Origin of the sequence: Syntrophothermus sp., assembly GCF_013314835.1 — a bacterium.
Classification (GTDB): Bacteria; Bacillota; Syntrophomonadia; order Syntrophomonadales; family Syntrophothermaceae; genus Syntrophothermus; species Syntrophothermus lipocalidus.
Map to the genome: position 1 here is coordinate 65,260 of NZ_JABUEX010000003.1, position 25,989 is coordinate 91,248.

The following is a 25,989-nucleotide window of genomic DNA, read 5'->3' on the forward strand; positions in this document are numbered from 1 at the left end:
TACGACCCGACCTGTGTACACACTACTCTCTCCTTCTGGCCGATGATTATCAGAAAGCCCACCCCTTATAAGGTGGGCACAGTGTCATAAGATGCTGTCTATGATATGATCACGGCTCGTACTTCTTTTGACTCCTCAGTGCATAAGCCGCTTGAATAAAATCCCGAAACAGGGGATGAGGCCGGTTTGGCCGGGACTTGAATTCAGGGTGGAATTGACAAGCCACAAACCACGGGTGATCCCTCAATTCAATGATTTCCACAAGATCCCTAGCTACCGAAATCCCGCTAATTACCAGGCCCTTTTCTTCTAATGCCTCTCGATACCGGTTATTAAACTCATACCGGTGACGGTGTCTTTCGACTACCTGGTCTACCTGGTAGGCGAGATGGGCTTTAGTTCCCTTCACCAACTGGCACAAATACCCCCCTAAGCGCATGGTTCCCCCTTTGGCATGAACCTCTTTTTGCTCCGGCAAAAGATCTATCACCGGGTAAGGCGTATTAGGAGCGAACTCGGAACTATGAGCACCCGCCATATTACAGACATTCCGGGCAAACTCGATGACGGCGCACTGCATGCCCAGACATATTCCCAAAAGAGGAATCCGGTTTTCTCTCGCGAATTGGACCGCTTTTATTTTCCCTTCCACTCCTCTTTCTCCAAAACCGCCTGGAACGAGCACCGCATCTGCTTCTTTTAAGCAGCCGCAGCCCTTCTCTTCAATCTCCTCGGCGTAGACCCAGTTAACTTCCACGTCTAACTGGTGATATATACCGGCATGGTGTAAAGACTCGATAAGACTTAAGTAAGCATCCGGAAGCTGCACGTATTTGCCTACCAGAGCCACCCGCACCGACCCGCACGGGTTCTTAAGGCTACTTACCAACCGGCGCCATTCATCTAAGTCAGCCGGGGGACACGATAGCCCTAAACGTTTGAGAACGATGTCATCGAGTCCCTCTTCATGGAACATGAGCGGTAATTCGTAGATGGTCGACGCGTCTAGGGCCTCGATAACCGCTTCCTCGTCCACGTCGCAGAACAAGGCCAGTTTAGCCCTCATTTCTCGCGAAAGTTTTTTCTCAGTACGGCAGACGAGGATATCCGGCTGGATACCTATACTGCGGAGCTCCTTGACACTGTGTTGGCTCGGTTTGGTCTTAAGTTCCCCCGCGGCTTTGATAAAAGGAATGAGAGTGACGTGTATATATAGGATGTTTTCCTTGCCCACATCCTTTTTCAACTGGCGGATAGCCTCGAGAAAAGGCAGCGATTCTATATCCCCTACCGTGCCCCCAATCTCGGTTATGACCACATCGGGCGAACACTCTTTTGCTACTTGAATAACCCTTTCCTTTATTTCATTGGTAATATGGGGTATCACCTGAACGGTTTGTCCTAAGTAGTCTCCCCTTCTCTCCTTGTCAATCACGGCCTTATATATCTGGCCGGTCGTTACATTGGAATTACGGCTCAGGTTTTCGTCCACAAACCGTTCATAATGTCCTACGTCCAAATCGGTTTCCGCTCCATCCTCAGTCACAAAAACTTCTCCGTGCTGATAAGGACTCATCGTCCCCGGATCCACGTTGATGTAAGGATCGAACTTCTGGAGAGAAACCCGCAATCCCCGGCTTTTGAGCAGTCGACCGAGCGATGCGGCCGTAATTCCCTTCCCCAGCGATGATACTACTCCTCCTGTTACGAATATGAACTTGGTCAATTCCTGCTCCCCCTTTTTTTGACTCGCGACCCTCTCTACCGTCCTCCAAATCCAAAAGCAAGCGGGGTTTTGTTCCCCGCTTCCCTCATTTTTGGAAATAGTCCAGGACTGTAACTTGCTTTTCTCCCGTACGGTCTACGCCGGTTAACTCGAGATATGGCTTTTTCATAGCCTTAGCATAATTTTTCAAAAAACCCTCGACCGGTGCGATATTGATTTGGCAATGAGGGGTCTTGAAATGCATTGGCACCACTACCTGCGGATCAAGCTGGTTGACGACCTTAACCGCATCATCAGCATCGATGGTATAAGTCCCGCCTACCGGAACTAAGAGAACATCAACACTCCCTATCTCCTCAACCTGGGCAGGAGTCAGTACATGCCCCAGATCTCCCAGGTGAGCTATTTTGATGCCTTCCACTTCCAAGACAAAAACGGTATTCTTCCCCCGTTCCTTTCCTCCTGAACGGTCGTGGTAAGTGGCAACGCCTTTGATTTTGACGCCCTTAGCTGAATGTTGCCCTGGCCCCCGGACTACAAGGAAAGAACCCTTTACAGAGCCGACAGCGTTGTGATCATAGTGTTCGTGGCTGACGGTGACTATATCCGGCGTTACCTGAGGAATAGGGTAACCAACAGACTTATCGAACGGGTCTGTCAGAATTTTCACCCCGTTTCCTTCTATCAAAAAGCAGGCATGACCGTACCAAGTCAGCTTCATGGTTTTCCCTCCTATCTGACCTTCAATGCCCAGTATCCATCTCCCATATAACCAAACCGGTTATCGAGATTAATCTGGGTATAAACGGCGGCCATGTTGCGCGGGTTGATCTCCCGGTTCATAAACTGTAATACAGTTTCCACCAGTTCTCGGTAATACACAGGACCTTCCCGGTTTCGCAAAACCTCGTAAGCCCAATCTGCCTCGCTTTTCTTAGCGGTCAAAGCTAGTCCCCCCTACATCCTTTCCGGGGCCGAAACCCCCAAAACACTCAGAGAATTCTTGACGACTCGCCTTATAGCTTCCATCAATACCATTCGAGCGTCTCTCAGATTCTCCTCCTCGTTCAGCACCCGGTGATGATTATAATAGCTATGGAACATCCCGGCCAAGTCCAGCACATAGCGGGCGATGCGGTGCGGGCTCAGGGTTGCTGCTGCCATTGATATCTCGTTAGGGAACTCAGCTACCTTGCGTAGCAGTTCTAATTCCTCAGGTAGGCACAGAAGCCGCAGGTTAACTTCATCCGGATTCTTCAGAAGAATGCCAGCCCTCTCAGCTTGCCTCATAATGCTACAAATGCGGGCATGCGCGTACTGGACATAGTAAACCGGGTTCTCCTGGCTCTGCTTTTGAGCCAGTTCCATGTCGAAGTCCAGGTGGCTGTCTGGACTTCGCATTACGAAAAAGAACCGGGCGGCGTCTTTCCCTACCTCTTCCAGCAGCTCGTCCAAGGTTACCAGAGTCCCCGTACGCTTAGACATCCGTACCAGTTCCCCTCCCCGGTACAACCTCACCAACTGCATCAGGATAACGTCTAACCGGTTCGGGTCATAGCCCAGGGCAGCGATAGCCGCTTTCATCCTCGCTACGTGCCCGTGGTGGTCTGCTCCCCACACGTTGATAACCCAGTCAAACCCTCGCTCAAACTTGTTCTTGTGGTAGGCTATGTCCGCAGCAAAATAAGTAGGAAGGCCATTTTTACGAATAACCACCTCGTCCTTTTCGCCAGAGTCTTCTCCTGCTCTAAACCACCAGGCCCCTTCCTTCAGGTACAAATACCCCTTAGTTTTCAATTCCTCAGTCACTTCTTCTATTTTACCAGAGTCGTGCAAACTCTGTTCACTGAACCAGACATCGTATCTTATACCGAAAGCCTCTAAAGAAGTTTTAATGCTTTCCAATTTCTCTTTCAGAGCAAATTCCGTGAGTTTCTGCCGTCTCTCGTATGGATTAGCCCCAACCAGATAGTCCCCGTATGCTTCTATGAAATGCCGAACCGTCTCTACGACATCCTGTCCTTCGTATCCACCTTCCGGGAATCGGAATTCACATCCACACAACTCCAAATACCGCGCTTCCAGGGACAGTCCAAACAGCTCAATCTGGTTCCCGGCATCATTTACGTAATACTCCCTCTCTACTTCGTATCCCGCCATGGACAAAATATTAGCCAGGCTATCCCCGATAGCCCCCCCGCGGGCGTTGCCCATGTGAAGATCTCCGGTAGGGTTGGCGCTGACGAACTCTACTTGAACCTTCTTCCCTACTGGCTTATGTTGCCCGTAACTCTCGCCGCTTTGCCAAACCACTTTAGGCACATCGAATAGCCAGTCTTCTTTAAGGAAAAAATTTATAAATCCTGCCCCTTTAACCTCCACCCTTGATATAAGGGGATCATTTTGGGGCAAGAGATCTATAATGGCCTGTCCTATCGCAACTGGGGACATGCGGGCCTGTCGAGCCAAGAGCATGGCTACATTACAGGCGTAATCCCCGTGCTGTTTTTCGCGCGGAACCTCAATAACAAAGGCAGGTATCTCTTGGTAGTTAAATTTGCCTCCGGTTTTCGCTTTTTCGAGTGCTGTCACGATCTTCTGCCTCAGATCGTCCTGAATCTTCTTTACCAAATCCATGCTGCAATGCCTCCCACAAACATTATTATATTATGGGGTTAAGCAAAGATTATATACAATTATTTCCCAGAATCCTCTGGGTAAACCCTGCCCCGGCATACCCCTTCGTTATCGATTTCTTCAGTCACCATCAGATAAGGTTGCCCCGTCTTGACGGCGATTATCCATTTAATGCTGGTCATGCGCGGGCATATGAACAGGGTGCCTTCCCTTTTGGCCTGTCGGCAGTACTCCCGATATGCACAAGTGCCGTTCTCGATGTAAACGTTTATTGCATCATCTTCTTGTACAAATCGATAGTGGCTTTCTTTGAGAAACCCTTGTTTGCCCAACACCCTAACCCAAGCTTGCGCGTAGTCCGTCGCCTGATTCCCCCGGCTGTAATAGTCGCGCTCGAACTCGTAGTAAACCCGGCGAGATAAGCTCTCAATCACCCGCTCCAGCCACTGCTGCCCGTCCGGCAACTCCGCAATTACTTCGCTAATGGCCAGGAAGAGCTTGTTGACCAAAGTATACATGAAAGCGAGGTTTTCCACACTAATCACCCCCTGTTTTGACTTTCACCACAGGGGGGGCTTTTTCCTGCCAGTCTCGAAACCACTGCGAGAAATACCGGGTCATGTCTTTTCCTGTCTCGTTCTGCACGGCTCTCAGAACATCTTCGCTGGTAGCAATTCCGTACCTGTTTTCGGCCAAATACCTTCGTAAGACCCCGACGACTTTGTCCGTCCCTATCTCCCCTTCCAACCCATTCCAGAAAGCCTCGCCTCCCCGGTAAGCAGAGTACAGGTAATCGCTTCTGGATCTCATTTCCGTCAGGGAACGGGAAAGGTCCGCTGCTTTAATTCCCGCAGATTGCTCGCTGCCGGTTTGCTTTCCTGTCATCCTTAGATAAAGCCCTGCCGACCAATTGGCCAGGCCTTCGTCTAGCCAAGGCTCCCGTGATTGATCATTTCCAATAAGCCCAAACCACCATTGATGAGCGATCTCGTGAGCCAACAGGAACTCGCGTCTGCTCGGGGAATACGCTTTTGACAACACTTGATCTTGTAAAAAAATGACCCCTGAATACTCCATGCCCTGAAAACCGTCCATCGGCACTTGTATGATATCCAGTTCCTCATAAGGATAAGACCCAAATGAGCAGGCATAATACTCGAGTATCTTCTCTGCTTCACTCAAAACCTGCACTCCCGTGTCTTCGTACCCCGGATTTACATACACTCTGATCGGAATATTCATGGCCTTAGTGTCCAACTGCTGGTGACGCCAGGTTGCCGCGATTACAAAGTCGCGGGCTCGGCTGGCCTCAATAAGAACCGTGTCCCTTCCTTCAGCTCCCGCTTCTCTCGCCAGCACATGACCGGTTGAAACCACCTGATACTCCGACGGAAGGTTCAACTTCACCAGGTAGTCTGCACAAGCAAAACAGAACGGATCCCCCAAAGGGGTCTCCTCGGCAAACCGCCATTCCCCTCCCTTTCTAACAGTGAGAACCGGGTAGAAGTTGCTCAACATGAACACCCCATCCCAGGCACCGAAGCGGTAGGCTGCTTGCGGTATTTTAACCTTCCACGCCATCTCGATCTTTACGGGTTGCCCGGGAGACAGGGCCTCTTCAAGCGTGAGTTTCAACTTCGTGCCCTGAACTTCATAGGAAGCAGGGATACCATCAGTCTTTACCTCGGTGACCCTTATATACCCGGGATCAAACCCGTTTCGGTATGCCGATGGGGGCGCAGGTGAAGAGGCTTTTTCCTCGAAAGCATTAGGATACAAGGTAAAGTACATCTCCGAAAGGGGGCCGTCCAGGTTGTTTTCGGTTTCGATAACACTAGTTCCATATAGTGTCAGTGTTGACACGTCCAGATAAAGGCCCATGTTGTAACGTGTTTCCTCGGTAGGAGGAAAAGTGTCGCCTCCTCGGCCGAATGCGTCTCCGTTTCCCCCTTTTAGCAGGCCTACGGCGTGATAAAGCCAATACTTCCAAACAAAAACAGCGGCACCCGTTATAAGCAGCACCGCGAGTATCATCAGGTAAAACCGCTTGTTTCGCACCATGTTGCCCCCAGTCTCGTCCGGTTGTTTCAGCTGCGAGAGAATTCGTAGAGCCTGTCCCGGTAATCCTTGGAAAAATCGCGGTTCAGAAATTCCCTAAACCGGTCTAACATGGCTGCCATCTCTGCCCTGGTCACGATATCGTTGGGCCTGAAAAAGTTGGCTCCTGCCGCGGTTTCCCCGCCGATTATGCCGTATTCCTGCGCCACATAAACCGATTCTTTGGCCCAGAGCGGTATCAGGGCATCATCATAGAACCCGGTTGAGGTCTCGGGTCCTGGAGACAGGTTTTCTAGCCCCATGGCTTTTACCAGTAGCACAGCCGCTTCGGCCCTGGTTATATTATCGTTCAGCCCGAATATTTTGCCGTCTACGAGCCCCTTCTCGCCCGCAATCTGCACATACTTGAAGTAGGGGCTGCTGGAGTCAACATCGTAGAAAAGCGGAGTTGTTGCCTGGTTTTTCGTTCTTCGAGTGCTTTTGGCCGTATTCTCTTCGCTGGCAGAGGTCATCCCTGCCACTGTGACCAAGGCTCTGATGAAATCTCCCCGACGGGCGGGAAGGTTTGGGTAGAAATAGGCGTTCTCCCCGTCTATAGCCCCCAGACCGCAAAGTGACTCCACTGCTTCTTTGGCCCAGTGGCCCCGTAGGTCCTTAAATTCCTTGATGAACAGCCGCTTCTGCTGGGCCGGAGAGGCTGAAGACAGTTCCAGGGTACCTTCGTTTCTCCGGTCGTCATCAATCCCCTCGCTCCCAGTGGACGGAAGGTCGTACTCAACCGTCATCACTTGTTGGGTGCGCGTCTCGTCAACGAAGCCTCCGTCAAAGCTCGAAAGTTCTGCCCCCTGGCTTACGTAGGCGAGGGAACGAGAGAGGGTATCGTTCATGGTTATGCGGGCTGAACCCTCCCAGCCTTCTCCATCAGAAGGTTCTCCCTTGACCGATACATCTATAATGCGGGTATCTCCTTTCCCCCAAGCATTTGAGTACCCTTCGCTTTTCCCCACAGACTCTACCGTGATTTGGTTCTTGCTGCCCCTTCCGGTTACATACACCTTTTTCATATACCAGTTCCCGGCCCAAAAATCAACCGCCGGCCGGTGGTCGATAGCCTGCGACCCTGAAAAGTAAAGCTTGTCTTTATCCAATTTGTAGGTCGTCTTCCCCAGCGTGAGGCTTTCCGTATACCCGTCCAGGCTCATGACCTGGACCTCCTGGGCACCGCTACGTTGTACATTATACGTCAGTTTTACGTTGCGGGTCAGTTTTCCGTCTCCCCCGACTTGAACCAGCTTATAGGTAAGGGTGACCTGCCGACTGTCGCCCCGATCTCGACTGGTCTCCTTGACCGTTCCCTTGAATACCTGCGGAGTGCCAGCTACAAAAACTACTTCCTGGTATTCCTGGCCATCCGACACCCCGGGATCAAAACCGGTGAAGGCCAGACCCGCTCCTGCTGTACTGAGTACCATTGTCCCAGCTAAAAAAACCGCCAACACCGTTGCAAAGACACGCTTTCCCAGACTATTCCACCAGAATGGCTTCAGCATAGACATCCCTTTCCCCTCCTACCGACGCCCGTAGCAAGTAGACCGCATCCTTCGTAGCCAGTTTGGAAGCCGAGCCGCCTTGCCCTTTTTTCACGACTAAAGCATACTTCGTTTTCACCGTAAGATTATCGCTCTGGGCCACCCATTTCTCTGTGAAACCAGACCAGTTGGTCACGCTGCCGACGGTTATCGAACCAGAGTCGAGCGAAATCACGGCGCCTTTTGTGATAATCTCATTTGAAAACTCTATCCCGTCTGTAACAAGTAAGGCTAATATCCGGTCTCCTTCCGCTATAAAGAGAATATCGTCTTCTTCGAGGTCCTCGTCGAGATTATAGAACTCTTCGGCGTTCAGCTCCCGCACGGAAGAGGACGTGGCAAGGACAATATAGGTCAAGGCATCGTAATAGTACTCGCGGTTGCTTCCCACGTAATCCCATTCGTTGTTCTCCAAGCAGTCGAGTGAGTCGATTTGAATCGAGCTCCGCGAAAGAACCTCATCCAGAACTCCTTTGCCGATTGTATAGCGGGCTTCCTCCGTTCCCTCGATCACAATGACCCTCGCTAATACAGAAGAGTTGTCTTTCCGTTCGGCCAGTACAGTCACCATATCCCCTGCCTGTACCATATCCGGATCCACCAAGCGGTTGTCTTTAACTGCTATGGTTGACTGGTCGTATTGGATCAAGGCCGGCTCATACTTTACGGTCATGCAATCACGGTAAGCATCTAGCTCCTCGACCTTCCCGTTTATCCGACGCTCGGAATCGCCTCTTACTACCAGCCGGACGATACGTTCTTCTCCTCCTTCGATGGAAGTAACGACAAAAGCATACCTGCCGCGATAAGCTTCAAGCTGGGCTGCGCTCAGCCGGTTGCTGCCGGCGAAGAGTTCGGCGCCGCTAGCCAGTTTCAAAGTCTTGGCTGCTGACGTTTCCTTTACCAGGTCGCCGTTTTCATACCGGTAGATATCCGTGAAACGTACGGTACTAAAAGCAGCTTTCACTTCGTCCAAATAACCGCGGTAAACCGCCAGGTCTCCCGCATCCTTGCGAACATCTACCCGGATCACATTGCCCTGACTATCAACTGTGAGCTTTAGATAGTCCCCGGTCTTGAGGGAATAGTAGGTGCTGACTACGCCGCCAACATAGTAGTCGGTCTCGCTTGTCAAGGAATAGGTATAAGGATTCCCGTTCTCATCCCGGATGCTGATCTCGCCTGCCGTTTTGGTAAAGAGCGTTCCATAAACAACCCGCGTCCCGTTCACTTCACCGCTTGTCAGCGAATCCGGCAGGTCACCTCTTATCTCCGATACCTGGGAACCGCTAACCAGCATAACCACGGGCTGGCCTGGAACAAGGTCGTTCATCCTCGCCGGATACCCGCTAAGGCTGATCTTACATAAAGGACTTACTGCCAGTTCATAGCTTTTCCCGTCACTCGCGGTCGCCCGTACGATCCTTTTAACGCTATCCACATAATCCAGGTAGCCACTGACGGATGCTTCGGCTACCTGCCTTTTTTCTATATAAGCAACCAGTTTCTGCGGTGTCACCAGAACACTTACCTGATCCCCGCTCGTCAACAGACCCGAAAGACCTGTTTTCCCAGATGTTCGGTCATACACGAATACCTCTTTGTCACTTCCTGCAATCACGTAGAAGCTCAGCCCGTCGTTCTGGGCGACCTGAACATATGTATCTGCACTGTCGGCCTGACCGCCGCTCGAAACCCTGACCACCGTTCCGGAAAGCTCCTTGTATCCCTGTCCGGCCAGGATTATACGGCTGGCCTTGTCCAGGGCGGCAGCCAGTTCTCCCCGCCTTATGCTCGCTTGCGGATAGAACATCCCTGCATCCCTTCCGCTCATTATCCCTAATTTGACCACGGTTGCGCAGTAGGGGATACGCTCGGAGCTGAACCTTGCCCAATCCTGAAAAGAGTAAACCGGGTGCTGTTCGGAATCGTATACAGGAGCAAGCCCACTCATCCGGGCTATCCAGTAGGCTACTTCTTCCCTGGTGGCAGGGGCCTGCCAGTTGGCGCTTGCCCTTTCGGCCGGGGTTACGATGCCCATGTTTTGAGCAAGCCGGGTGTAGTTGGCTCCCCAAGGAGTTCGATAGCTGGCCATTTCCCCAGGTCCAACCGCCAGCTTCTGGGCTTCGCCTTCTTTTCCGGCCAGCCTCACAACCATTCCCAAGGCCTCTTCTTTGGTCGCATATGCCTCAGGGCGAAAGTCCGGCCCACTACTCCTCAATACCCCTAGCGCAGCCAGGCGGTAAATTGAGCTACGAGCCCAATGAGAAGCCACATCGGCAAAAGACAGATGGGAAATATCTGTTCCTGCCCCTAGCCTCCCGTAGTAGACATCCGCTGCCTCTGCCTTCAAGGGAAATACCAGGAACAGCATCAATATCAGAGTTATCCAACTAATCAAAAGTCGCTTCACTTTTCTCAGCCCTTACCCGAAAATGATGAAAAGGTTCGGCTGCGGCACCCGCACTTCTATCCTGCCGGTTAGGCTGCTTGCCCCATCCGTGCAGTTCACCCACTCGAGACGCGGGTACGAGTAATACTCTGCCCGCGTCGGGCGACCGACCCCGCCTTCCACCTGCCAGACCACCCGCAGGCTGCCTGCCAGGGTTGAGGCCTGAACTTTCCTGGTTTTGGCCTCGAATCCGATCTCGACGGCGAACCCATCAAGAGGTCTGGAACCTGACCGATTGGCCTTAACCGATTCCAAAACCGCCGTACTTGTGGGATAGATGTAGATGAAGGCGTAACCTTCTCCCGTTCGGCTCCAAAAATCCTGCATTTCCGATGTCTTTAATACTTTCAGAGGTACGGACAGGTTTATCCTGTCCCCGTTAATCCTTAGAGTTACATCAGGGTTCGTTCTAACCCCGACCAAGGGGATCATCAGCCGCAGCCGTTTTAGGGCTGCCTGCTCAGAGTCTAAGGTGACGTCGTAGTAGCTGCTTGACCAGGACGAAATCTCGTCCCCCACGATTATAACCAGGTCATCTTTCTCCCGGCTGATCCTAGTTGTGTTCTGTAATATTTCGGCCGTTTGTGGGCGGTTCTCGACATCATCGTCGGAAACGTAAATGGGATTCGATTTGCAAGCGATGAAATCGGAACAGCCGTACTGGTTGATGGTCCTCATCCAGAAATAATAGCGCTTGCCGGGCTCGATGTCCTCGAACACGAACTCGGTTTTGTCAGTAGAAACCAGGAACTGTTTGGAGTTGGTGCTGGAACGGGTGTTTACATATATCTCGTAACTACTCGGCACCGAACTCGCCGACCAGAAAAGCTTGATAGCGCGCCGGTTCCACAATTCCCCGTCGAAATCCGACGGCGGAGGAGCTACCGTTTCCTCGAAAGTAAAACCGTTTGCCTTCAGGGCCTCGCCGTAGTCGGGAGCTGGGTTGCGCACCGACACGTCCACGGACCCCTTGGCATGTGAGGGAGTCACTACCGTAAGCTGGTCGTACCGGTCATAGGTTACTGAAGCCGCTTCCAACGTTCCGAAGAATACCCGGCATCCGGTGCGGAAGTTGTCTCCCTTTATTACTACGGTCGTACCGCCCAGGGTTGTTCCGTGATCTGGGGTAATGCTGGTTATCGTTGGCTGCAGCTCAGGAGATACGTAGGTGAACCCTGACGGTTTTACCGCCGCCCCCTGGTCGGCTGTGTTGATTACCGATACATCCACCGCTGCCGTGGTCTGGTTGGCAGGCATGCTGTAAGCCGGAGTACGCACCACCAGTCTGTTTTCAGACTTTTCGATAATGGTAGCTTGGCCGGTCCCAAAGTAAACCTCGACCTGATCCCGGAAGTTGGTACCGGTTATAGTCACGTTGGTGCCACCGTTAGCGCTCCCCTGAGATGGCTCGATTGAGCTTATCGTCGGCTCTACTACCGGTGATACATACTCTACCGTGCAGTCCGCCTGTCCCCCGTCCGGGTTACGGACCCGCAGTACCCGTTTTCCTATGAACTGGCCTGTGCTCAAAGGAGGAATTACTACCCTTATACGGGACGCATCCAGGACTTCGATGTTCGGGTATTCCGCCCCGTCGATAGTCGTCTTGCCGGTAGGGGTAACATCGGCGAGCGAAGTGAATATCTGCCCGGTGGCATCGCTCAAAAGAACATCGCTACCGGCCCACTTTACCCCCTCCGCTTCAGATGGAACCACAAAACCGCTACCCGTGATCGTCGCCAGGCTAGGCCTGCTCTTTGGAAACTTAGACGGGTTCACACTGCTGATGGTGGGTTTGCTCACTTCGAAGGTGAAGCCCTTCTTCAGCGTATAGGTCCCGGTATCGGGATTGGTAATGGTTACGTCGACCGCCCCGCCCCCTGAATATAGCGGGGTTATTACCTTCAGTTGGGTACCCTGGCTCTTGGATAGAGTATCGTCCTTGACCACAGTTGCCTCTATTCCTCCGAAGGTTACCACGGGCCAATCCGTAATTACATTGTTCTCATCTCTGTTCACCCTGAAATCACGCCCGCGAATTATTACTTCCTGAGTTCCGGCCGCTGGTCCTTTATTAGGCTGAACTGCGGTTATGACCGGGCTGCTGGAAGGCGTAACATAGGTAAACGCCCCCAACGCACGAGCAGTTCCTCCGTCTGGGTTGACGATCATGATGTCTGCCGGTCCTGGGGTCTGCCCTGCAGGAAGAGCAGGCGTCTTGGCCCGGACCCGACACTTGCTCCAAATCCCAGCCCCGCTGTCGAAATGTACCAATTCGAGCTTTACTTCGCTGGCTAACTGGGTTCCTACATAAAGCTCGAGCCCTTCCCTAAAATCAGCCCCCTCTACCACTATGTCAGTACCGCCGTATACTGAGCCCCGCTCGGGATTAACCGCCTTTTGGTCCCCATCTATATCCTCGATAGTCGGGTTACTGGTAGGAAGCTGATACACAAACGGCTTAGCAGCGATGGCTTGGGCCGTATCCGGATTAATCACCTTGATGGCGTACTCGCCAGGAGAGGGCAGTTCCGGAACGATGAACTCGATAAGTTCAGGACTCTTTACATACACTGCCCCCATTACCTGCTGGTCGCTATTCCACGATGTAACAGCTGTCAAAAGCTGGTCCCCAAGAAATACCCTTGTTTCGGCTCCGACAACAAAGTCAGCCCCTTCAACTACAACTTTTGTCCCTTTCGTGCCGTGCGTCGGCGCAAACCTGCTTATAGTCGGGTTGGTGTAAACCGCGTGGTACCTGAACCCTTGAGCAACAGTCGCAACCCCTATACCGTTGGCGGAAACGTTTATCACCTGCACCGGCACCCAAACGTCGCTCCGCGTACCCGGGGGGGTGTGACAGGTGATGGTCTGCCCTGCCTGGCTTACCGTAATCGCACTGGCCAACTGCCCGTCAAAGGTTACTAGAGCACCATCTCTGAAGTTGCTGCCGTTTATAGTTACAACTTCCCCCCCCTGGATGTTCCCTTCATTCGGGGTTATAGTGTTGATCCTGGGGGCCAGCTGGGTGCTGGATTCAAGGTATTGGAACTTGTTCTGCCACAGAGCTATCCCGCCATCCGGGTTGATGACCCAAAAGTCCTGTTCTTTCGGCTCTCCCGGCGGTACCTCCAGGTATATGCGGTTGCCATTCGCACGGTCGTAGGGGGCAAGCTCTACCGCGTCCCGCATTACCCTGATTTCGAGTTCATCAAAGAAGGTAACGTTTTCACCTGGAAAAAGGCTATCGATAAGGTCGGTGTAGAAGCGCTGGTTTTCTGTCTCGTCCTCGTAAACGTGACCTATTACCACATTATTTCCGATTTTCACCGCCGACCCGTACATAAAGTCTTTGCCTTCAACAGTCACAAAAACCCCGCCGGCAGGAGAGCTCACCGCCGGGCTGACTTTAGTAATCGTGGGGCTGCTGATGTATTCAAAGCCCTCCTCGAGAACATCTTCGCCCCCATCCCAATTCACAACCCGCACGTCTACCCTCTCTCTCTCAGCATGGGCAGGTGCAAGTACGGAAACCTTTGCCTTCGGCCTCCCGTCCTCAACACCTCCGGGAACAATGTCTATTACCGTCCCCTTCGTTTCCCCGAAAAAGACGCTGAGCCCCTGGTAAAGGTCGAAACCTTCAATCTCCACCTGGGTTCCACCCGCAGTCGAGCCTTTGGTAGGTGTAATGTTCGTTATCTCTGGCACGCTTTTAACTCGCTGGTAGGTATAAGATTTTGACAAGACAGCCCTTTCAGCTACTGCCGGATCCCCGGGGATAACCAGCCGCTGCCCATCCGTGAACATTTCTTCGGTGACCGTGACCACAACGTCGACGGTTTCACCCAAAGTTAAAGCATCAAGGTAGTGGGCACCGGTAGTCCCTTCTAGATACTGTACCCTCTCTCCGTCAGCCTGCACGTATTCGGTGATCTTGGTTATGGTTACGGGGGTGCCGCCAATGGTGACTGAAATCCTCCGGCAGATTGTTACGTTGCTATAGCCAAGGTAGTTGTCTATTTCTTCTTTTGTTAACAGTACATTATCGGAGCCTGGCTCGAACCCGGAGATGACATATGGATTAGAGTTGTAGCCTGCAGTTATAAGTTGGTCATTCGCGTAACGGCGGGAGATATCGGGATCGTTAGAACGGAAGCGGAAAAAGCTCCTTCCAGTCAGGGTCACGGTCTGCCCGCCTTCCTCGGGGCCACTGATCGGCATAATAGCAGTAAGCCGTAAAGCTTGGCCCTGGGTACTGTAATAAAAGCCGTTGGTCAGGGTGTCTTTGACGATGTCCGGTAGGTTTTTGTCTCGAACGGTCACGTCCACAGGTCCGGTATAATAGCCGTTGTTAGGCGAGCGCGGGGTTGAGACCTTGAGAACAACCGCATCTTCAGGGTATCCGGCTGGAAGCTCCTCGCTAGAAAGCAGTCTGGGGTTCGTGCCTAAACCTTCCCATTTGGGGTTCGCCGATGAAAATAACACCTCGGTGTCGGTATTGAACCCCCGCCCGATAACCATGATCTCGGTACCCCCCGCAGGAGTACCCACATTCGGAACTACCCCGAGTATCTCGAGCTCTCCTGGGGTCGGGAGAATGTTCACCGCTCCTGCATATATGGCCCCAGATTTTACCTTCCCTGTAGCCGGGTCCTTTATCTTAAAACGCAGGTCATGCTGGGTTTTGTCCGCGGAACTGGGGACAGTGACTACTATCTTTTTGCCCATCCCCACCTGCTCCACTGTCTTAACAGTCGCCTCGCCACCTGCGATTATGACAACGTTGTTGGCAGGAGTGCTTTCGAAATTCGAACCGGTAATCGCAATATCGATGCCCCTTATTAGAGCTGACGGGCTCGGATTAAAGCTGGTAGCCTCGGGGATACCGATGTTGGAGAGCCGCATTCCGCCCTGGGCGCCCTCGTAAGCATTAGAAAGCCCTCCGGCCGTGCTTTCCGCGGTAAAAATCAGGTCGTTGTTCTCCATAAGCGAATTCCAGGCAACGTATATGGCCCCCTCGCTGTCCCAGGAGATACCGCCCGCATAACCTGGTTCCTTTTTGTCTTCGTCAAGGTTACTGTATAAAATGGAATTGCCGCTCACAGCCGCACTTACCCTTATCTTCGATACCTTCTTCAAATAAGCCCCTTCAACCGCTACCCTCTTGACTGTAGACTGTATGATTGGCCTTCCATTCTGGTCAAACCCGCTCACTGTGATAAGGTTGTAGGGGTAAACGTTAGTAATAAAGGGATCATGGACATAGGTGAGCTTCTTCTGGGTATAGGTATAGGTGCGACCGTCGTTGGTTGTGATGGTAACTGCGAGTACCTGCTCCGTTTCCTTAGTCCCAAGAGTATAATAAGGAGCCCTCACGGTTATCTGGGTATCTGACCAGGTCTGAATGCGGTAAACGTTCATGGATACGGTATTGAACTCGAAGGTCACCTGGCAATCATTGCCGAAAGCGCCGAAGCCCGAGCCGTCGATTATTACTAAGGAACCGCCCGTAACGTCACTGGTTCCGTTGGCGTTTTTAATATCAGTCACGCTTATAGTGCTGGCTGCAAAGAGCGAACTAGGGAACAGCAATGACAGAAAAAACGTGATCAGTATAAAAAAAGCCCCTACCCGTCTCATTAGTTTCATTTTAGTTTCATTAGCTCCCCTTCCCGGTCCTGTAATACTGTTTCTGTTCACCTAACTAACAGAAACAGCCCCAGATAGAAATGGCTGCTGTACAGATCAAAGCGGCACGCATCTCGAGAACATACTTATCTTCTTAAATGCGGACCCCTGTGGGTTGATTGAAATTACCGTTACAATCGTCTGCTATCTCTTTAAAAGCAGCGATAGACTAGTGTTGTTTTTCGAAAAGTTTTGGCTCGGATTTGAATCTCTTCAACGCCGAATTTTTTGCGTTTCCGCAGGCTAGCTCTTACTTTCTCGTTGAACGACACGTGTTCACTTCTCTCCTGTTCAGCCCCAAAGCAAAAGGAGGGCACCTGTTGCCCTCTTTTCATCCTCCAGTTTATTCAAGTAAACGCTCTATTCTTTCTTGGTCTTCGCCCACGAATCTTTTAAGGGCACGATACGGTTAAACACCAGTTTCTCCCCTCGTGAATCTGGGTCAACGCAAAAGTACCCTTGGCGCAAAAACTGGTACCTGTCCCCAGGTTTGGCCCCGCACACGGTAGGCTCGATGAGGCAGCCGGTCAGGACCTCGAGTGAACTTGGATTCAAGACTTCTTCCACGGCATCAAACTCGTCAGGGTTCTCCACAGTAAACAAGTGATGGTACACCCTCACTTCGGCCTTGACCGCATGTTCTGCCGAGACCCAATGTAGAGTCCCTTTCACCTTGCGCCCGGCAGCCGATCCTCCGCTTCTGGTTTCGGGGTCATAAGTACAATGGACTTCCACAATCTCTCCTGTCTTCTCGTCCTTAATCACCTGATCGCATTTGATGATGTATGCGTGTTTTAATCGAACTTCACGCCCGGGCGATAGGCGGAAGAAGCCCTTGGGCGGGTTTTCCGCAAAATCGTCCCTTTCGATGTATATTACTTTAGAAAACGGCACTTTACGCGAACCCATAGCGGGGTTCTCTGGATTGTTCTCGGCCTCCAGCTCTTCTACCAAGTTATCCGGATAATTGGTTATAACCACCTTGAGCGGGCGCAGTACTGCCATTACCCTCGGAGCTCTAAGGTTCAAGTCTTCCCTTATACAGTGCTCAAGGTACGCTATATCCACCACACTGTTGCTCTTGGCTACCCCGATGCGCTCGCAAAAATCGCGGATGGCTTCCGGCGTGTAGCCTCTGCGGCGCAACCCGGAAATAGTGGGCATCCGTGGATCATCCCACCCGTTCACGTAACCTTTTTCTACCAGGTGTCTCAGCTTCCTCTTACTCATTACGGTATAAGTGAGGTTGAGCCTGGCAAATTCAATCTGTTGTGGTCTGTCATCTACCTCGAAATGTAGCGCATCCAACACCCAGTCATAAAGCGGCCGATGATCCTCGAACTCCAACGTGCATATAGAATGCGTTATTCCCTCGATCGCGTCCGATATGGGGTGAGCGTAGTCGTACATCGGGTAAATACACCATTTGTCCCCGGTGCGGTGGTGAGGTACCCTCATGATTCGGTATAGAACCGGGTCTCTCAAATTGAGATTAGGCGAACCCATATCAATCTTGGCCCTAAGAACCCGTGACCCGTCTGGGAATTCCCCGGCTCTCATCCGTTCAAAAAGATCCAGGTTCTCCTCCACCGACCGGTTACGGTAAGGGCTTTCTTTCCCGGGTTCGGTCAATGTCCCTCTATACTCGCGGATCTCCTCGGGGCTGAGGTCACATACGTAGGCCTTGCCTTCTTTTATCAACTGGACCGCATACTCGTACATCTGATCAAAGTAATCGGAAGCGTAAAACTTCCGGTCTCCCCAGTCAAACCCCAGCCAACGTACATCTTCCTCAATCGAATTGACGTATTCCACTTCTTCCTTACTGGGATTAGTGTCGTCGTACCGGAGATTGCAAAGTCCGCCGTTAGATAAAGCGATCCCAAAATTCAGGCAAATCGACTTAGCGTGACCGATGTGCAAGTATCCATTGGGCTCAGGAGGAAAACGAGTATGTACTCTACCTCCGTGCTTACCCCTTTCCCGGTCTTCGTTAATAATGTTTTGAATAAAATTGGTTGGGGGAGCGGAATAAGTTGCAGCCATTTCCTGTTCCTCCTTGTTAAGTTAGTTGTGTGCCTTGACAACTATTTTAGTACACCTGTATCCTTCTGTCCTTTACCTGTGGTACGGATGAGAATGAATAATCGTAAACACACGGTACAGCTGTTCGGATAACACCAGCACCGCCAGTTGGTGCGGAAAAGTCAAAGACGATAAAGACAGCACCATATCAGCCCGTGCCTTTACCGACCCGTCCAGCCCGGTCGCTCCTCCCACAACAAAATTCAAACGTCGCTTACCCATCACGAGCAGTCGCTCGAGAATTGCCGCTAACTGGTCGGAAGTTACCCGCTCCCCGCCGGCATCCAAAGCGACCAATAACTCGTTCTTGTCGATAAGGGAAAGCACCCGCTGCCCTTCACGCCGCCTCGCCTCTTCCTGTTCGCTTGACCCGGCCTTAGGGCTCAGCCTCTCTTCCAGTCCCTCTGTAAAAGTTACTCTAGCATAAGGTCGAATCCACTTCAAATACTCGTCGATTTTTTCCTTATAAGCTTTATCTCTGATCTTACCAACCGAAATCAGCCTTATCTCCATGTCAGACTTACCACCTACTCTGAATTTTGGCATAAGTTCTCTTCTCATGCAAATACCACAAATACCAACCCACGCTTTCTGTTTCGACAAAATTTATTAATTTTCCACAGAGGAAAGTTGATGAAGATGAGGAAATATATCTATAAACAATGTAAAGTAGACCGAGGCCTGGTGAATGGAGGGAGATACAGGGCGAGTATAGAAGAGATTCCACCTTACTGTTGGCTGGTCACTAGCTGCCCACACCCGAAGATGCGGAATTAGCCAGGCCAATATGGAAAGGATATTTGACCCTTTCTTCTCCACCTACCCTCATAAGGCTGGCCTAGGACTCACAGTTTGCCAGCAGATACTGCGATCATGTAGAGGCACCATCTCGATCAAGAGCAAAGAAGGCTTAGGTACAGTGGTAAAGGTGACCCTGCTTCAAAGCTAGCCGCTGTCTGCTACCACACATGAGCGCCTAGATTCTGTAGCTTAGCCTTAAAATTCTCATATCCCCGGTAAATATAATACGCGTTCTCGATCTCGGTTAATCCCTGAGCTGCTAGACCTGCTATGGCTAAGGCTGCCCCCGCTCTGAGATCAGTAGCCTTCACTCTAGCTCCGTACAACGCAGGCACTCCCTCAATAACTGCGGTGTGTCCTTCTACCTTGACCTTGGCCCCCATTCGCTTGATCTCATCCACCATCTGGAAACGGTTTTCAAAAACGTTCTCCACGATTACGCTGGTGCCTTTAGCCGTGGCCAACAAGGACATCATCTGGGATTGCATGTCTGTTGGAAAACCGGGGTAAGGTAAAGTCTTAACATCAACCGGCATTATCTCCTTAGGCCCGATTACCCTGACACCACCGTTGACCTGTCGAATAACTGCCCCGGTTTCCTGCAGTTTGGCCATGATCGAATACAAATGAGTGGGAATTACATTTTCCACCAGTACATCCCCACCAGTAGCCACTGCTGCCGCCATAAAAGTACCGGCTTCAATACGGTCTGGAATAACAGTGTAGCGGGTCCCTCTCAGCTCCTTTACACCTTCTATTCTTATCAAGTCCGTTCCGGCTCCCCGAACTTTAGCCCCTGCTGCATTAAGAAAATTGGCGAGGTCGACGATCTCTGGCTCCTTGGCTGCATTCTCGACATACGTCTGTCCAGGGGTCAGAGCCGCCAGCATCATTATATTCTCTGTGGCCCCAACACTCGGAAAATCAAGGTAGACCCTTGTTCCTGACAAATTACCGGTGTAAGCTTCTACAAAACCGTGTTCTAGCTTCACCTCTGCCCCTAGAGCCGAAAGCCCCTTCAAATGCAAATCCATGGGCCTTGACCCTATGTTACAACCCCCCGGAAGGCAAATGCGCGCCTGTCCCTTCCTCCCAAGCAGAGAGCCCAGCAGCAAATTCGATGCCCTGAGTTTCTTAGCCAATTCATACGGAGTTTCAACGTCGATGTTCTCGGGAACTGAGATGCACAGGCTGTTATCTTCTTGCCACGCAACCCTAGCGCCGAGATGCTCGAGGATCCCACACAGCACCTCCACATCCCGAATCCTAGGGACGTTTTCTAAAACCGTTTCTCCTTTTATCATGACGCTGGCTGCCATTATTACCAGGCTAGCGTTTTTAGCTCCGCTGATCCTTACCCTGCCTCGAAGCGGGTGCCCTCCTTCGATAGTCAACGGTTCATCCAACTAAAAGTACCTCCTCACCCTAAGTTATGATCCAGGCGAAAGTACACTTCTCGGGCAAACTGATCAAAATCCATCCCTGTTCCCTTTTTGATAGCTTCTTCGAAACTGCAACCATCTCCTAAGGCCTTCATTACCTGCAGCAATCCCTCTTTTCCTGCCTTATCAACTATGCACTCAACCGCCACCAAGGATTGCCAATAAGCTAGTCTCTGATCCAGACTGTCAAAGTCGTTCTCCAAAAGCTCAAACTCATAGTACCGAAGCTGGCGATCAGGAGAAGGCTCGGCAAATGAAAACCCCGTGACTCTTCGTTCTACGTACTGAGCTACTCCTTCCGTAAACCAGCGATTGTAGTTACCCTTGGTGATGTTATCTACCAGCAGGTGGGTTAACTCATGGGCCATCGGTCCTTCCCGTTTAAAGACGTCCTCTGTATCTCGGGTGCTGATCCATTCTCCCGGAGAAAGTATCCGAATAGTCCCTGCCCAGTACACCCCCATTGCCTGTTCATCCCTGTCCCAACCGAAGCTTGCCGCCAAGCTTTCCCCGTCTGGATAAACCACTACAACCGTCTTGTCCCCAGGATAGTAACCAAAAAAATCGGTAACTGGGCCATATACCTCTTCGGCGTTATCTGCAACCATCTGCACATACGACTTATCCTTTTGTATGAATTTTATCACAAAATGGCCGGTCTCCATGGTACTAAAGTTTCGGGTTTGGACATTAGCCTTAACCCCCTCTAGATAGCGCCAAACCTTGTATACCCCATGAGTTGAAAAAGCAGGCCATTTCCACAGTTGTACAAAAAAAAGCGCCGAACAGGCAAGTAGCAAACCTACTGCCAGACGGGCAAACCATATCCCCTTCCCCAACAACTCTCTTCCTCCTCCTTTGTCGCTACCATTATACTACTCAGGGGAGAAAGAGAGGATATCCAATTTATGTCATGTCTGTGTTACCTTTGAGCAAACTATATAAGATATGCGTTCAAGACCCTCGACTGTAACCGCGAACCACCTTGTTAGCGGCGGTTTTCAAGTAGGCGAACTGCTTCCATCCCGGCTATAGCCCCGTCCCCAACCGCTGTAGCAATCTGCCTGTCCGTTTTATAGCGTATATCTCCGGCTGCCAGTATCCCCGGAACCGAGGTGTGCATGTTCTCGTCCGTGACGATGTACCCTTCTTTCAGCTCAACCAAGTTTCCCAAAAACCCCAAAGCTGGTTTCATGCCTATGCTCACAAAAGCCCCGTCTACCTCAAGCCGTTCCAAGTCTCCAGTCACCGTATCTTTCAACACCAGTGCTTTTAACATCTTTTCCCCTTCTAATCGCTCCACTACCCGGTTGAGCTTTAACTCTATCCTGTTATTGGCCAGCAACTTCTCCTGAGCCATGCGATTAGCTCTGAGCGTATCTCGCCGGTGGACCAAATACACTCTTTCGGCCAGACCGCTCAGGTAGAGAGCCTCTTCTACCGCCGAGTCCCCTCCACCCACTACCGCCACCCTACGGTTCTCAAAGAAGGGCCCATCACAAGTGGCGCAATACGACACTCCTTTCCCTACCAGCTCGGTTTCTCCTGGTACCCCCAGTTCCCGTCGGCGAACGCCAGCGGCCACGATAACAATGTCCGCCACCAAAGTCCCTTTGTCCGTGTCTATCCTTTTCAAGTCCCCTTCCAAGACGATTCTCTTGGCTTCAGCTATCCTGATTTCCAACCCAAACCGTTCTGCCTGTTGGCGAAACCGGTCTGCTAGTTCTGGTCCAGAAATACCGAAAGGGAATCCTGGATAGTTGTCAATCTGGTCAGTAAGAGCGGCATTCCCTCCCGGAAACGCGGCTTCTAATAGCAATGCCCGCAAACGGGATCGAGCCACGTAAATACCGGCTGTAAGCCCCGCTGGCCCACCCCCGATTATCACTACTTCATATCGGTCCATCTCCGACGCACCCCCTTCGACAATCTCCAAAGAAAGATCTTCCGTTAGATTCACGCGAAAATCGCGGATTTCGACGATACTGAACAACGTTTAAACCTTACGTGTTACTAGCCTTGTGATTAGTTTTACCGTCAGATCTCCAAACATCCTCCTCAAACGGAAAAGCCCCTGATACGTCCAGGGGCTATTCGAAGAAACTATCTCAAATACTGTAATGGGTTACGTTGAGTACCGTTGGTAATAACTTCGAAATGGAGGTGGGATCCCGTGCTGTGCCCGGTAGAACCGACCCGGGCGATTATCTGCCCTTTGTCTACCTGGTCACCTACGCTGACCAGGATACTGGAACAGTGAGCATACCGGGTGACAATTCCGTTGCCGTGGCTGATTTCAACCGTCAGCCCGTAGCCTCCTCTTCTGCCCGCAAAAATCACTTGACCATCATCAGCCGCCCTTATAGGATCACCTGTTCTTCCGTTAATATCCACGCCAGTGTGGCTGCCTCCCCGGGCACCGAAGTAGGAAGTAATCGCACCGAACAGGGGCCAAGACAATATTCCTGACCCGCCACGCGAGGCCAACTGTACTTTTTGCCCTTTCACTATGATGCGGTCAACGGCTTGGGCTAATATTTTTTCCGCAAGAATTTCTTTTTTTATTTCCTTGCCGTTTTCTCGAACGGCCCGGTATGTAACCTGCTTTTCTCCTTCTTCCCCTGCCTGCTTGACTCGAACGCTGCTCGATGAACGGTCAGTTATGACCTTAGTCTGGTACGGAATCTTCTCGTTCCTGCTTCCTTCTACCACAGCTACCACGTGTACATACGGTTCGCTAGCATACAGCTTCAGCTTCTGTCCCGGCTGCAGATCTTCCCCTTGCAAGCCGTTTGCAGCTTTGATGTCCGCTACATGCGTGTTGTGTTTCCTCGCAATCAGCCAAAGAGAATCTCCCTCTTTTACCTGGTAAATAACCGGAGTATCGGTGCCTGTCTTCAAGATTTCAATAGCCCGATTCTGGTCCACGATCTTTTCTATCGGAACCGGTTTTACTATCACCTTTACTGATTCCCTGAAAGCCACCGAAACCAGTTTCTCCCCCTGCTCACAGGAGGAATACTGCTGTCGCAAATCATCCAGGACTCGCTTTGCTACTCCTTCATTTTTCACAACCGCCACTGTTTTTCCGTTTACTGTGATGCAGGCTCCCTCGACACTGAAACGAAGCTCTTGGGCAACGGCTTGTTTGAATTCAGCTACGGTCAATACTTCGCGTTTGTCGACAATAGTAGATTTGTACTCTATACGGTCTCGGATAGCAACCTGCTGGCCGCTCTCCTTTTCTTTTTCCCGGCAAACCTCATCGATTACTTTTTTCGCCGCGTCCTTGTCCTCGACTATACCTAAAAGTCGGTCTCCAGAGTACACGGCACAGGCAGTTGTGTTGGTTTCGGCTCGACAGACTCCGATTAGTAACCACAGACCAAGCAGCGCAAGCAGTGGGTAGACCAGGCTTCTGCTGTTAAGATGTTTCATAGGCCCTCTCCCACTCTTTGATTTCGGTTGTCATTTATTCGATTCATCCTGGTACGTACTAGTGTATTCTATACGTTGTTCGAGATCTCCTTCTTTATCAATCCATTTTTATCTTGGTATATTATGGTTGGTTTCCTCAGCCAGGAGCCGTTTCTGGGTTTCCAGCCAGATCGCACATTCAATGCGTTTACGCTGCATGGCACAGCTCACCTGTGACGTTTTCTTCAAGTCCCCATTTTCAAAATAGGCGTTCGCTGCACACCCTCCTCCGCAATAATGGCGGGCCCAACACGTCCGGCAATCTTCCTTGAAAAACAACTGATTCTCGGCGAAAAGCCCGCGCACCTCGGTATTCCTTAGGCCTTTGTATATATCGCCCATCAGGTAATCCTGGTTCCCGACAAACTGGTGACAAGGGTATATCTCCCCTTTGGGGGTAACCGCCAGGTACTCAACTCCCGCCCCGCATCCTGTCACCCGCTTGGCCAAGCACGGCCCTCGCTCGAAATCGATGTTAAAGTGAAAAAAATTTACTTCTTTCCCTCTCAGATAATAGTCCCAGAGAATACCCGCTAACTGTTCATATTCTTGGAGAACCCTCGGCAGATCCGCCTCGCCGATGGCGTAACCCTCGGCCCCGCCTACTGCCGGTTCTAAAGAAACGTTCGTAAATCCACATTCAACAAGGTGCTCCAGGTCCCGACCGAAGTCTAGATTTTTCTTGGTAAAAGTCCCTCTTACATAGTAGCTATGGGGATTTTTGGCGACAGCCATTTGAATCCTGGGTAGAACTAGATCATAGCTGCCTTTCCCGCTGGAGCTTACCCGGCAGGCATCGTTCACCTCCTGTCGACCGTCAAGGCTCAATATGAGGGCGATGTGTTCGGCGAGCAAGAAATCCATGATCTCTTCCGTTAATAAAACCGCATTGGTAGTGAGGGTAAAATTGATGGTTTTTCCTAATTTGTCAGCACATTTTTTGCCGTAGCGCACCGTGTCCCGGACTACATCCAGGTTCAGCAAAGGTTCTCCTCCGAAGAAGTCGATTTCAAGGTTCTTGACCTGGCCACAGTTCGCGAGAAGAAAATCAACCGCCCGCTGTCCTACCTCGCTGGTCATGAGCATCTCTTCCCCGCCGAAACTACCTTGAGCAGCAAAACAATACCTACACCGCAAGTTGCACTTGTGGGCTACGTTCAGACACAATGCCTTTACCGGCATCTCGTCAAAAGCAAAACACGGGATTTCTTGGGCTGTAAATAGGTATCCCCTGTCTCTCGCCTCCTGCAGTTCCGCTTCTGCTTCTCTGATCTCTTGCGGACAGGCTAGCTCCAGGCATCTTCTCCGTGCCTGCTCCAGATTTCCGTCAGCCAGCACTAGTTCGCTCAGAAACCTGAAACCGATGTCATCCAAAACACTAACCGCCCCACTATTCACATCGAGAGCAAACTTCAGCCCTTTCATTGAGAACAAATGTATATTATTCGAATAATCGTAACCTTCCGGCGCAAGCATGATTAGTACCTCCACATCATCCGAACCGAAGCTCGCACAATTAAGGCGGGCTTTAAGCCCGCCTTCGAACCCGCAGGAAAACAAACGTTACTAACTGTCGCCTCCGAAACCACTTAATCCAAAGTACCAACCTAGAAACTAAAGCTCTTTTCCCGTCCGCTACTGCAGTGCCTGTCTCCGGCAACTCAGGTTAAACATACCAGATAAGTCTACCTTCCCCTTGCGCGCTCTATCTCTTGCACACCTGATTACCTACCGTGCAGGAGGTCTTACAGGCTGACTGGCAGGAAGTCTGGCACTCCCGGCAATTGGTCTCCTTTAAGTCTTTTCTTAAGCTAGGTTTTACTATGGTCCGTATGTGCTTGTTCATACTTCACTCTCCCAACCATCGGTATAAAAATAAAGCCGCCAACGCGGCTGTTATTACCTGGAGCGGGAAACGGGATTCGAACCCGCGACCCTCGGCTTGGGAAGCCGATGCTCTACCACTGAGCTAATCCCGCACGCACTTTTATTTTATTCACAACCAACCCGATCGTCAACCCAATGTACTAGTTC

The 25,989-nt window shown here is 51.2% G+C and carries 18 protein-coding genes and 1 tRNA gene; 1 reads left to right on the forward strand and 18 read right to left on the reverse strand.

Translation table 11 applies throughout. The features are described from left to right. Positions 1-109: 109 nt before the first annotated feature. The 11 genes from pyrG to HPY90_RS02390 form a co-directional block, all read right to left on the reverse strand. The gene (pyrG, locus tag HPY90_RS02340) at positions 110-1,726 is read right to left on the reverse strand and encodes a CTP synthase (RefSeq protein ID WP_287190686.1); all 1,617 of its coding nucleotides are present in this window, start codon (positions 1,724-1,726) and stop codon (positions 110-112) included. 85 nt (positions 1,727-1,811) lie between these two features. Next, positions 1,812-2,447, reverse strand: coding sequence for an MBL fold metallo-hydrolase (locus HPY90_RS02345; RefSeq protein WP_287190688.1), 636 nt, complete (start codon positions 2,445-2,447; stop codon positions 1,812-1,814). An 11-nt stretch (positions 2,448-2,458) separates the two neighbouring features. After that, positions 2,459-2,671: a DNA-directed RNA polymerase subunit delta gene (gene rpoE / locus HPY90_RS02350; RefSeq protein ID WP_013176459.1), complete on the reverse strand. Its 213-nt coding sequence runs from the start codon at positions 2,669-2,671 to the stop codon at positions 2,459-2,461. A 12-nt stretch (positions 2,672-2,683) separates the two neighbouring features. Then, complete coding sequence (gene argS, locus HPY90_RS02355) at positions 2,684-4,363, reverse strand: arginine--tRNA ligase (protein WP_287190691.1); 1,680 nt, start codon at positions 4,361-4,363, stop codon at positions 2,684-2,686. 59 nt (positions 4,364-4,422) lie between these two features. Beyond that, positions 4,423-4,899, reverse strand: a complete 477-nt coding sequence (locus HPY90_RS02360) for a hypothetical protein (protein ID WP_287190693.1) — start codon at positions 4,897-4,899, stop codon at positions 4,423-4,425. Between the two features lies 1 nt (position 4,900). Further along, positions 4,901-6,424, reverse strand: a complete 1,524-nt coding sequence (locus HPY90_RS02365; RefSeq protein ID WP_287190695.1) for a M1 family metallopeptidase — start codon at positions 6,422-6,424, stop codon at positions 4,901-4,903. Between the two features lie 26 nt (positions 6,425-6,450). Beyond that, positions 6,451-7,977 (reverse strand): S-layer homology domain-containing protein, encoded by a 1,527-nt coding sequence (locus tag HPY90_RS02370; protein WP_287190698.1) that lies wholly within the window; start codon positions 7,975-7,977, stop codon positions 6,451-6,453. Continuing rightward, positions 7,946-10,423 carry an S-layer homology domain-containing protein gene (locus HPY90_RS02375; RefSeq protein ID WP_287190699.1) on the reverse strand — a complete coding sequence of 826 codons (2,478 nt, stop codon included), beginning with the start codon at positions 10,421-10,423 and terminating at the stop codon, positions 7,946-7,948. The genes HPY90_RS02370 and HPY90_RS02375 overlap by 32 nt, the downstream gene beginning before the upstream one ends. A gap of 12 nt (positions 10,424-10,435) precedes the next feature. Then, entirely contained in the window at positions 10,436-16,111 is a 5,676-nt protein-coding gene (locus HPY90_RS02380) for an IPT/TIG domain-containing protein (protein ID WP_287190701.1), read from the reverse strand. Between the two features lie 399 nt (positions 16,112-16,510). Beyond that, complete coding sequence (locus HPY90_RS02385; RefSeq protein ID WP_287190703.1) at positions 16,511-18,196, reverse strand: glutamine--tRNA ligase/YqeY domain fusion protein; 1,686 nt, start codon at positions 18,194-18,196, stop codon at positions 16,511-16,513. 72 nt (positions 18,197-18,268) lie between these two features. Beyond that, positions 18,269-18,748, reverse strand: a complete 480-nt coding sequence (locus HPY90_RS02390; RefSeq protein WP_287190705.1) for a 23S rRNA (pseudouridine(1915)-N(3))-methyltransferase RlmH — start codon at positions 18,746-18,748, stop codon at positions 18,269-18,271. 259 nt (positions 18,749-19,007) lie between these two features. On the opposite strand from HPY90_RS02390, the gene HPY90_RS16075 reads away from it, so the two are divergent. After that, complete coding sequence (locus HPY90_RS16075; protein ID WP_353733633.1) at positions 19,008-19,184, forward strand: ATP-binding protein; 177 nt, start codon at positions 19,008-19,010, stop codon at positions 19,182-19,184. A gap of 10 nt (positions 19,185-19,194) precedes the next feature. Here the strand turns inward: HPY90_RS16075 and murA are convergent, their stop codons facing one another. The 7 genes from murA to HPY90_RS02425 all read right to left on the reverse strand — a co-directional run bounded on the left by murA (position 19,195) and on the right by HPY90_RS02425 (position 25,934). After that, positions 19,195-20,442 carry a UDP-N-acetylglucosamine 1-carboxyvinyltransferase gene (gene murA / locus HPY90_RS02395; protein ID WP_287190707.1) on the reverse strand — a complete coding sequence of 416 codons (1,248 nt, stop codon included), beginning with the start codon at positions 20,440-20,442 and terminating at the stop codon, positions 19,195-19,197. A gap of 14 nt (positions 20,443-20,456) precedes the next feature. Next, the gene (locus HPY90_RS02400; protein WP_287190710.1) at positions 20,457-21,320 is read right to left on the reverse strand and encodes a peptidase MA family metallohydrolase; all 864 of its coding nucleotides are present in this window, start codon (positions 21,318-21,320) and stop codon (positions 20,457-20,459) included. Positions 21,321-21,466: 146 nt separating this feature from the next. Continuing rightward, the gene (gene trxB / locus HPY90_RS02405) at positions 21,467-22,384 is read right to left on the reverse strand and encodes a thioredoxin-disulfide reductase (RefSeq protein ID WP_287190712.1); all 918 of its coding nucleotides are present in this window, start codon (positions 22,382-22,384) and stop codon (positions 21,467-21,469) included. Positions 22,385-22,581: 197 nt separating this feature from the next. After that, positions 22,582-23,916, reverse strand: a complete 1,335-nt coding sequence (locus tag HPY90_RS02410; protein WP_287190715.1) for a M23 family metallopeptidase — start codon at positions 23,914-23,916, stop codon at positions 22,582-22,584. A 108-nt stretch (positions 23,917-24,024) separates the two neighbouring features. After that, positions 24,025-25,431 carry a thioether cross-link-forming SCIFF peptide maturase gene (gene scfB / locus HPY90_RS02415; protein WP_287190718.1) on the reverse strand — a complete coding sequence of 469 codons (1,407 nt, stop codon included), beginning with the start codon at positions 25,429-25,431 and terminating at the stop codon, positions 24,025-24,027. A gap of 229 nt (positions 25,432-25,660) precedes the next feature. Next, on the reverse strand, positions 25,661-25,801 hold the full coding sequence (scfA, locus tag HPY90_RS02420) for a six-cysteine ranthipeptide SCIFF (RefSeq protein WP_287190720.1): 141 nt from the start codon (positions 25,799-25,801) through the stop codon (positions 25,661-25,663). Positions 25,802-25,859: 58 nt separating this feature from the next. Beyond that, positions 25,860-25,934, reverse strand: a tRNA-Gly gene (locus HPY90_RS02425). Positions 25,935-25,989 lie beyond the last annotated feature (55 nt).

What these genes read in the sequence shown, in the direction of transcription:
- HPY90_RS02370 (WP_287190698.1), bottom strand. Translation starts at nt 7,977, where the DNA reads ATGTCTATGCTGAAGCCATTCTGGTGGAATAGTCTGGGAAAGCGTGTC.
- scfA (WP_287190720.1), bottom strand. Translation starts at nt 25,801, where the DNA reads ATGAACAAGCACATACGGACCATAGTAAAACCTAGCTTAAGAAAAGAC.
- HPY90_RS02385 (WP_287190703.1), bottom strand. Translation starts at nt 18,196, where the DNA reads ATGGCTGCAACTTATTCCGCTCCCCCAACCAATTTTATTCAAAACATT.
- HPY90_RS02390 (WP_287190705.1), bottom strand. Translation starts at nt 18,748, where the DNA reads ATGGAGATAAGGCTGATTTCGGTTGGTAAGATCAGAGATAAAGCTTAT.
- trxB (WP_287190712.1), bottom strand. Translation starts at nt 22,384, where the DNA reads ATGGACCGATATGAAGTAGTGATAATCGGGGGTGGGCCAGCGGGGCTT.
- scfB (WP_287190718.1), bottom strand. Translation starts at nt 25,431, where the DNA reads ATGCTTGCGCCGGAAGGTTACGATTATTCGAATAATATACATTTGTTC.
- HPY90_RS02365 (WP_287190695.1), bottom strand. Translation starts at nt 6,424, where the DNA reads ATGGTGCGAAACAAGCGGTTTTACCTGATGATACTCGCGGTGCTGCTT.
- HPY90_RS02345 (WP_287190688.1), bottom strand. Translation starts at nt 2,447, where the DNA reads ATGAAGCTGACTTGGTACGGTCATGCCTGCTTTTTGATAGAAGGAAAC.
- HPY90_RS02410 (WP_287190715.1), bottom strand. Translation starts at nt 23,916, where the DNA reads ATGAAACATCTTAACAGCAGAAGCCTGGTCTACCCACTGCTTGCGCTG.
- argS (WP_287190691.1), bottom strand. Translation starts at nt 4,363, where the DNA reads ATGGATTTGGTAAAGAAGATTCAGGACGATCTGAGGCAGAAGATCGTG.
- HPY90_RS02380 (WP_287190701.1), bottom strand. Translation starts at nt 16,111, where the DNA reads ATGAAACTAATGAGACGGGTAGGGGCTTTTTTTATACTGATCACGTTT.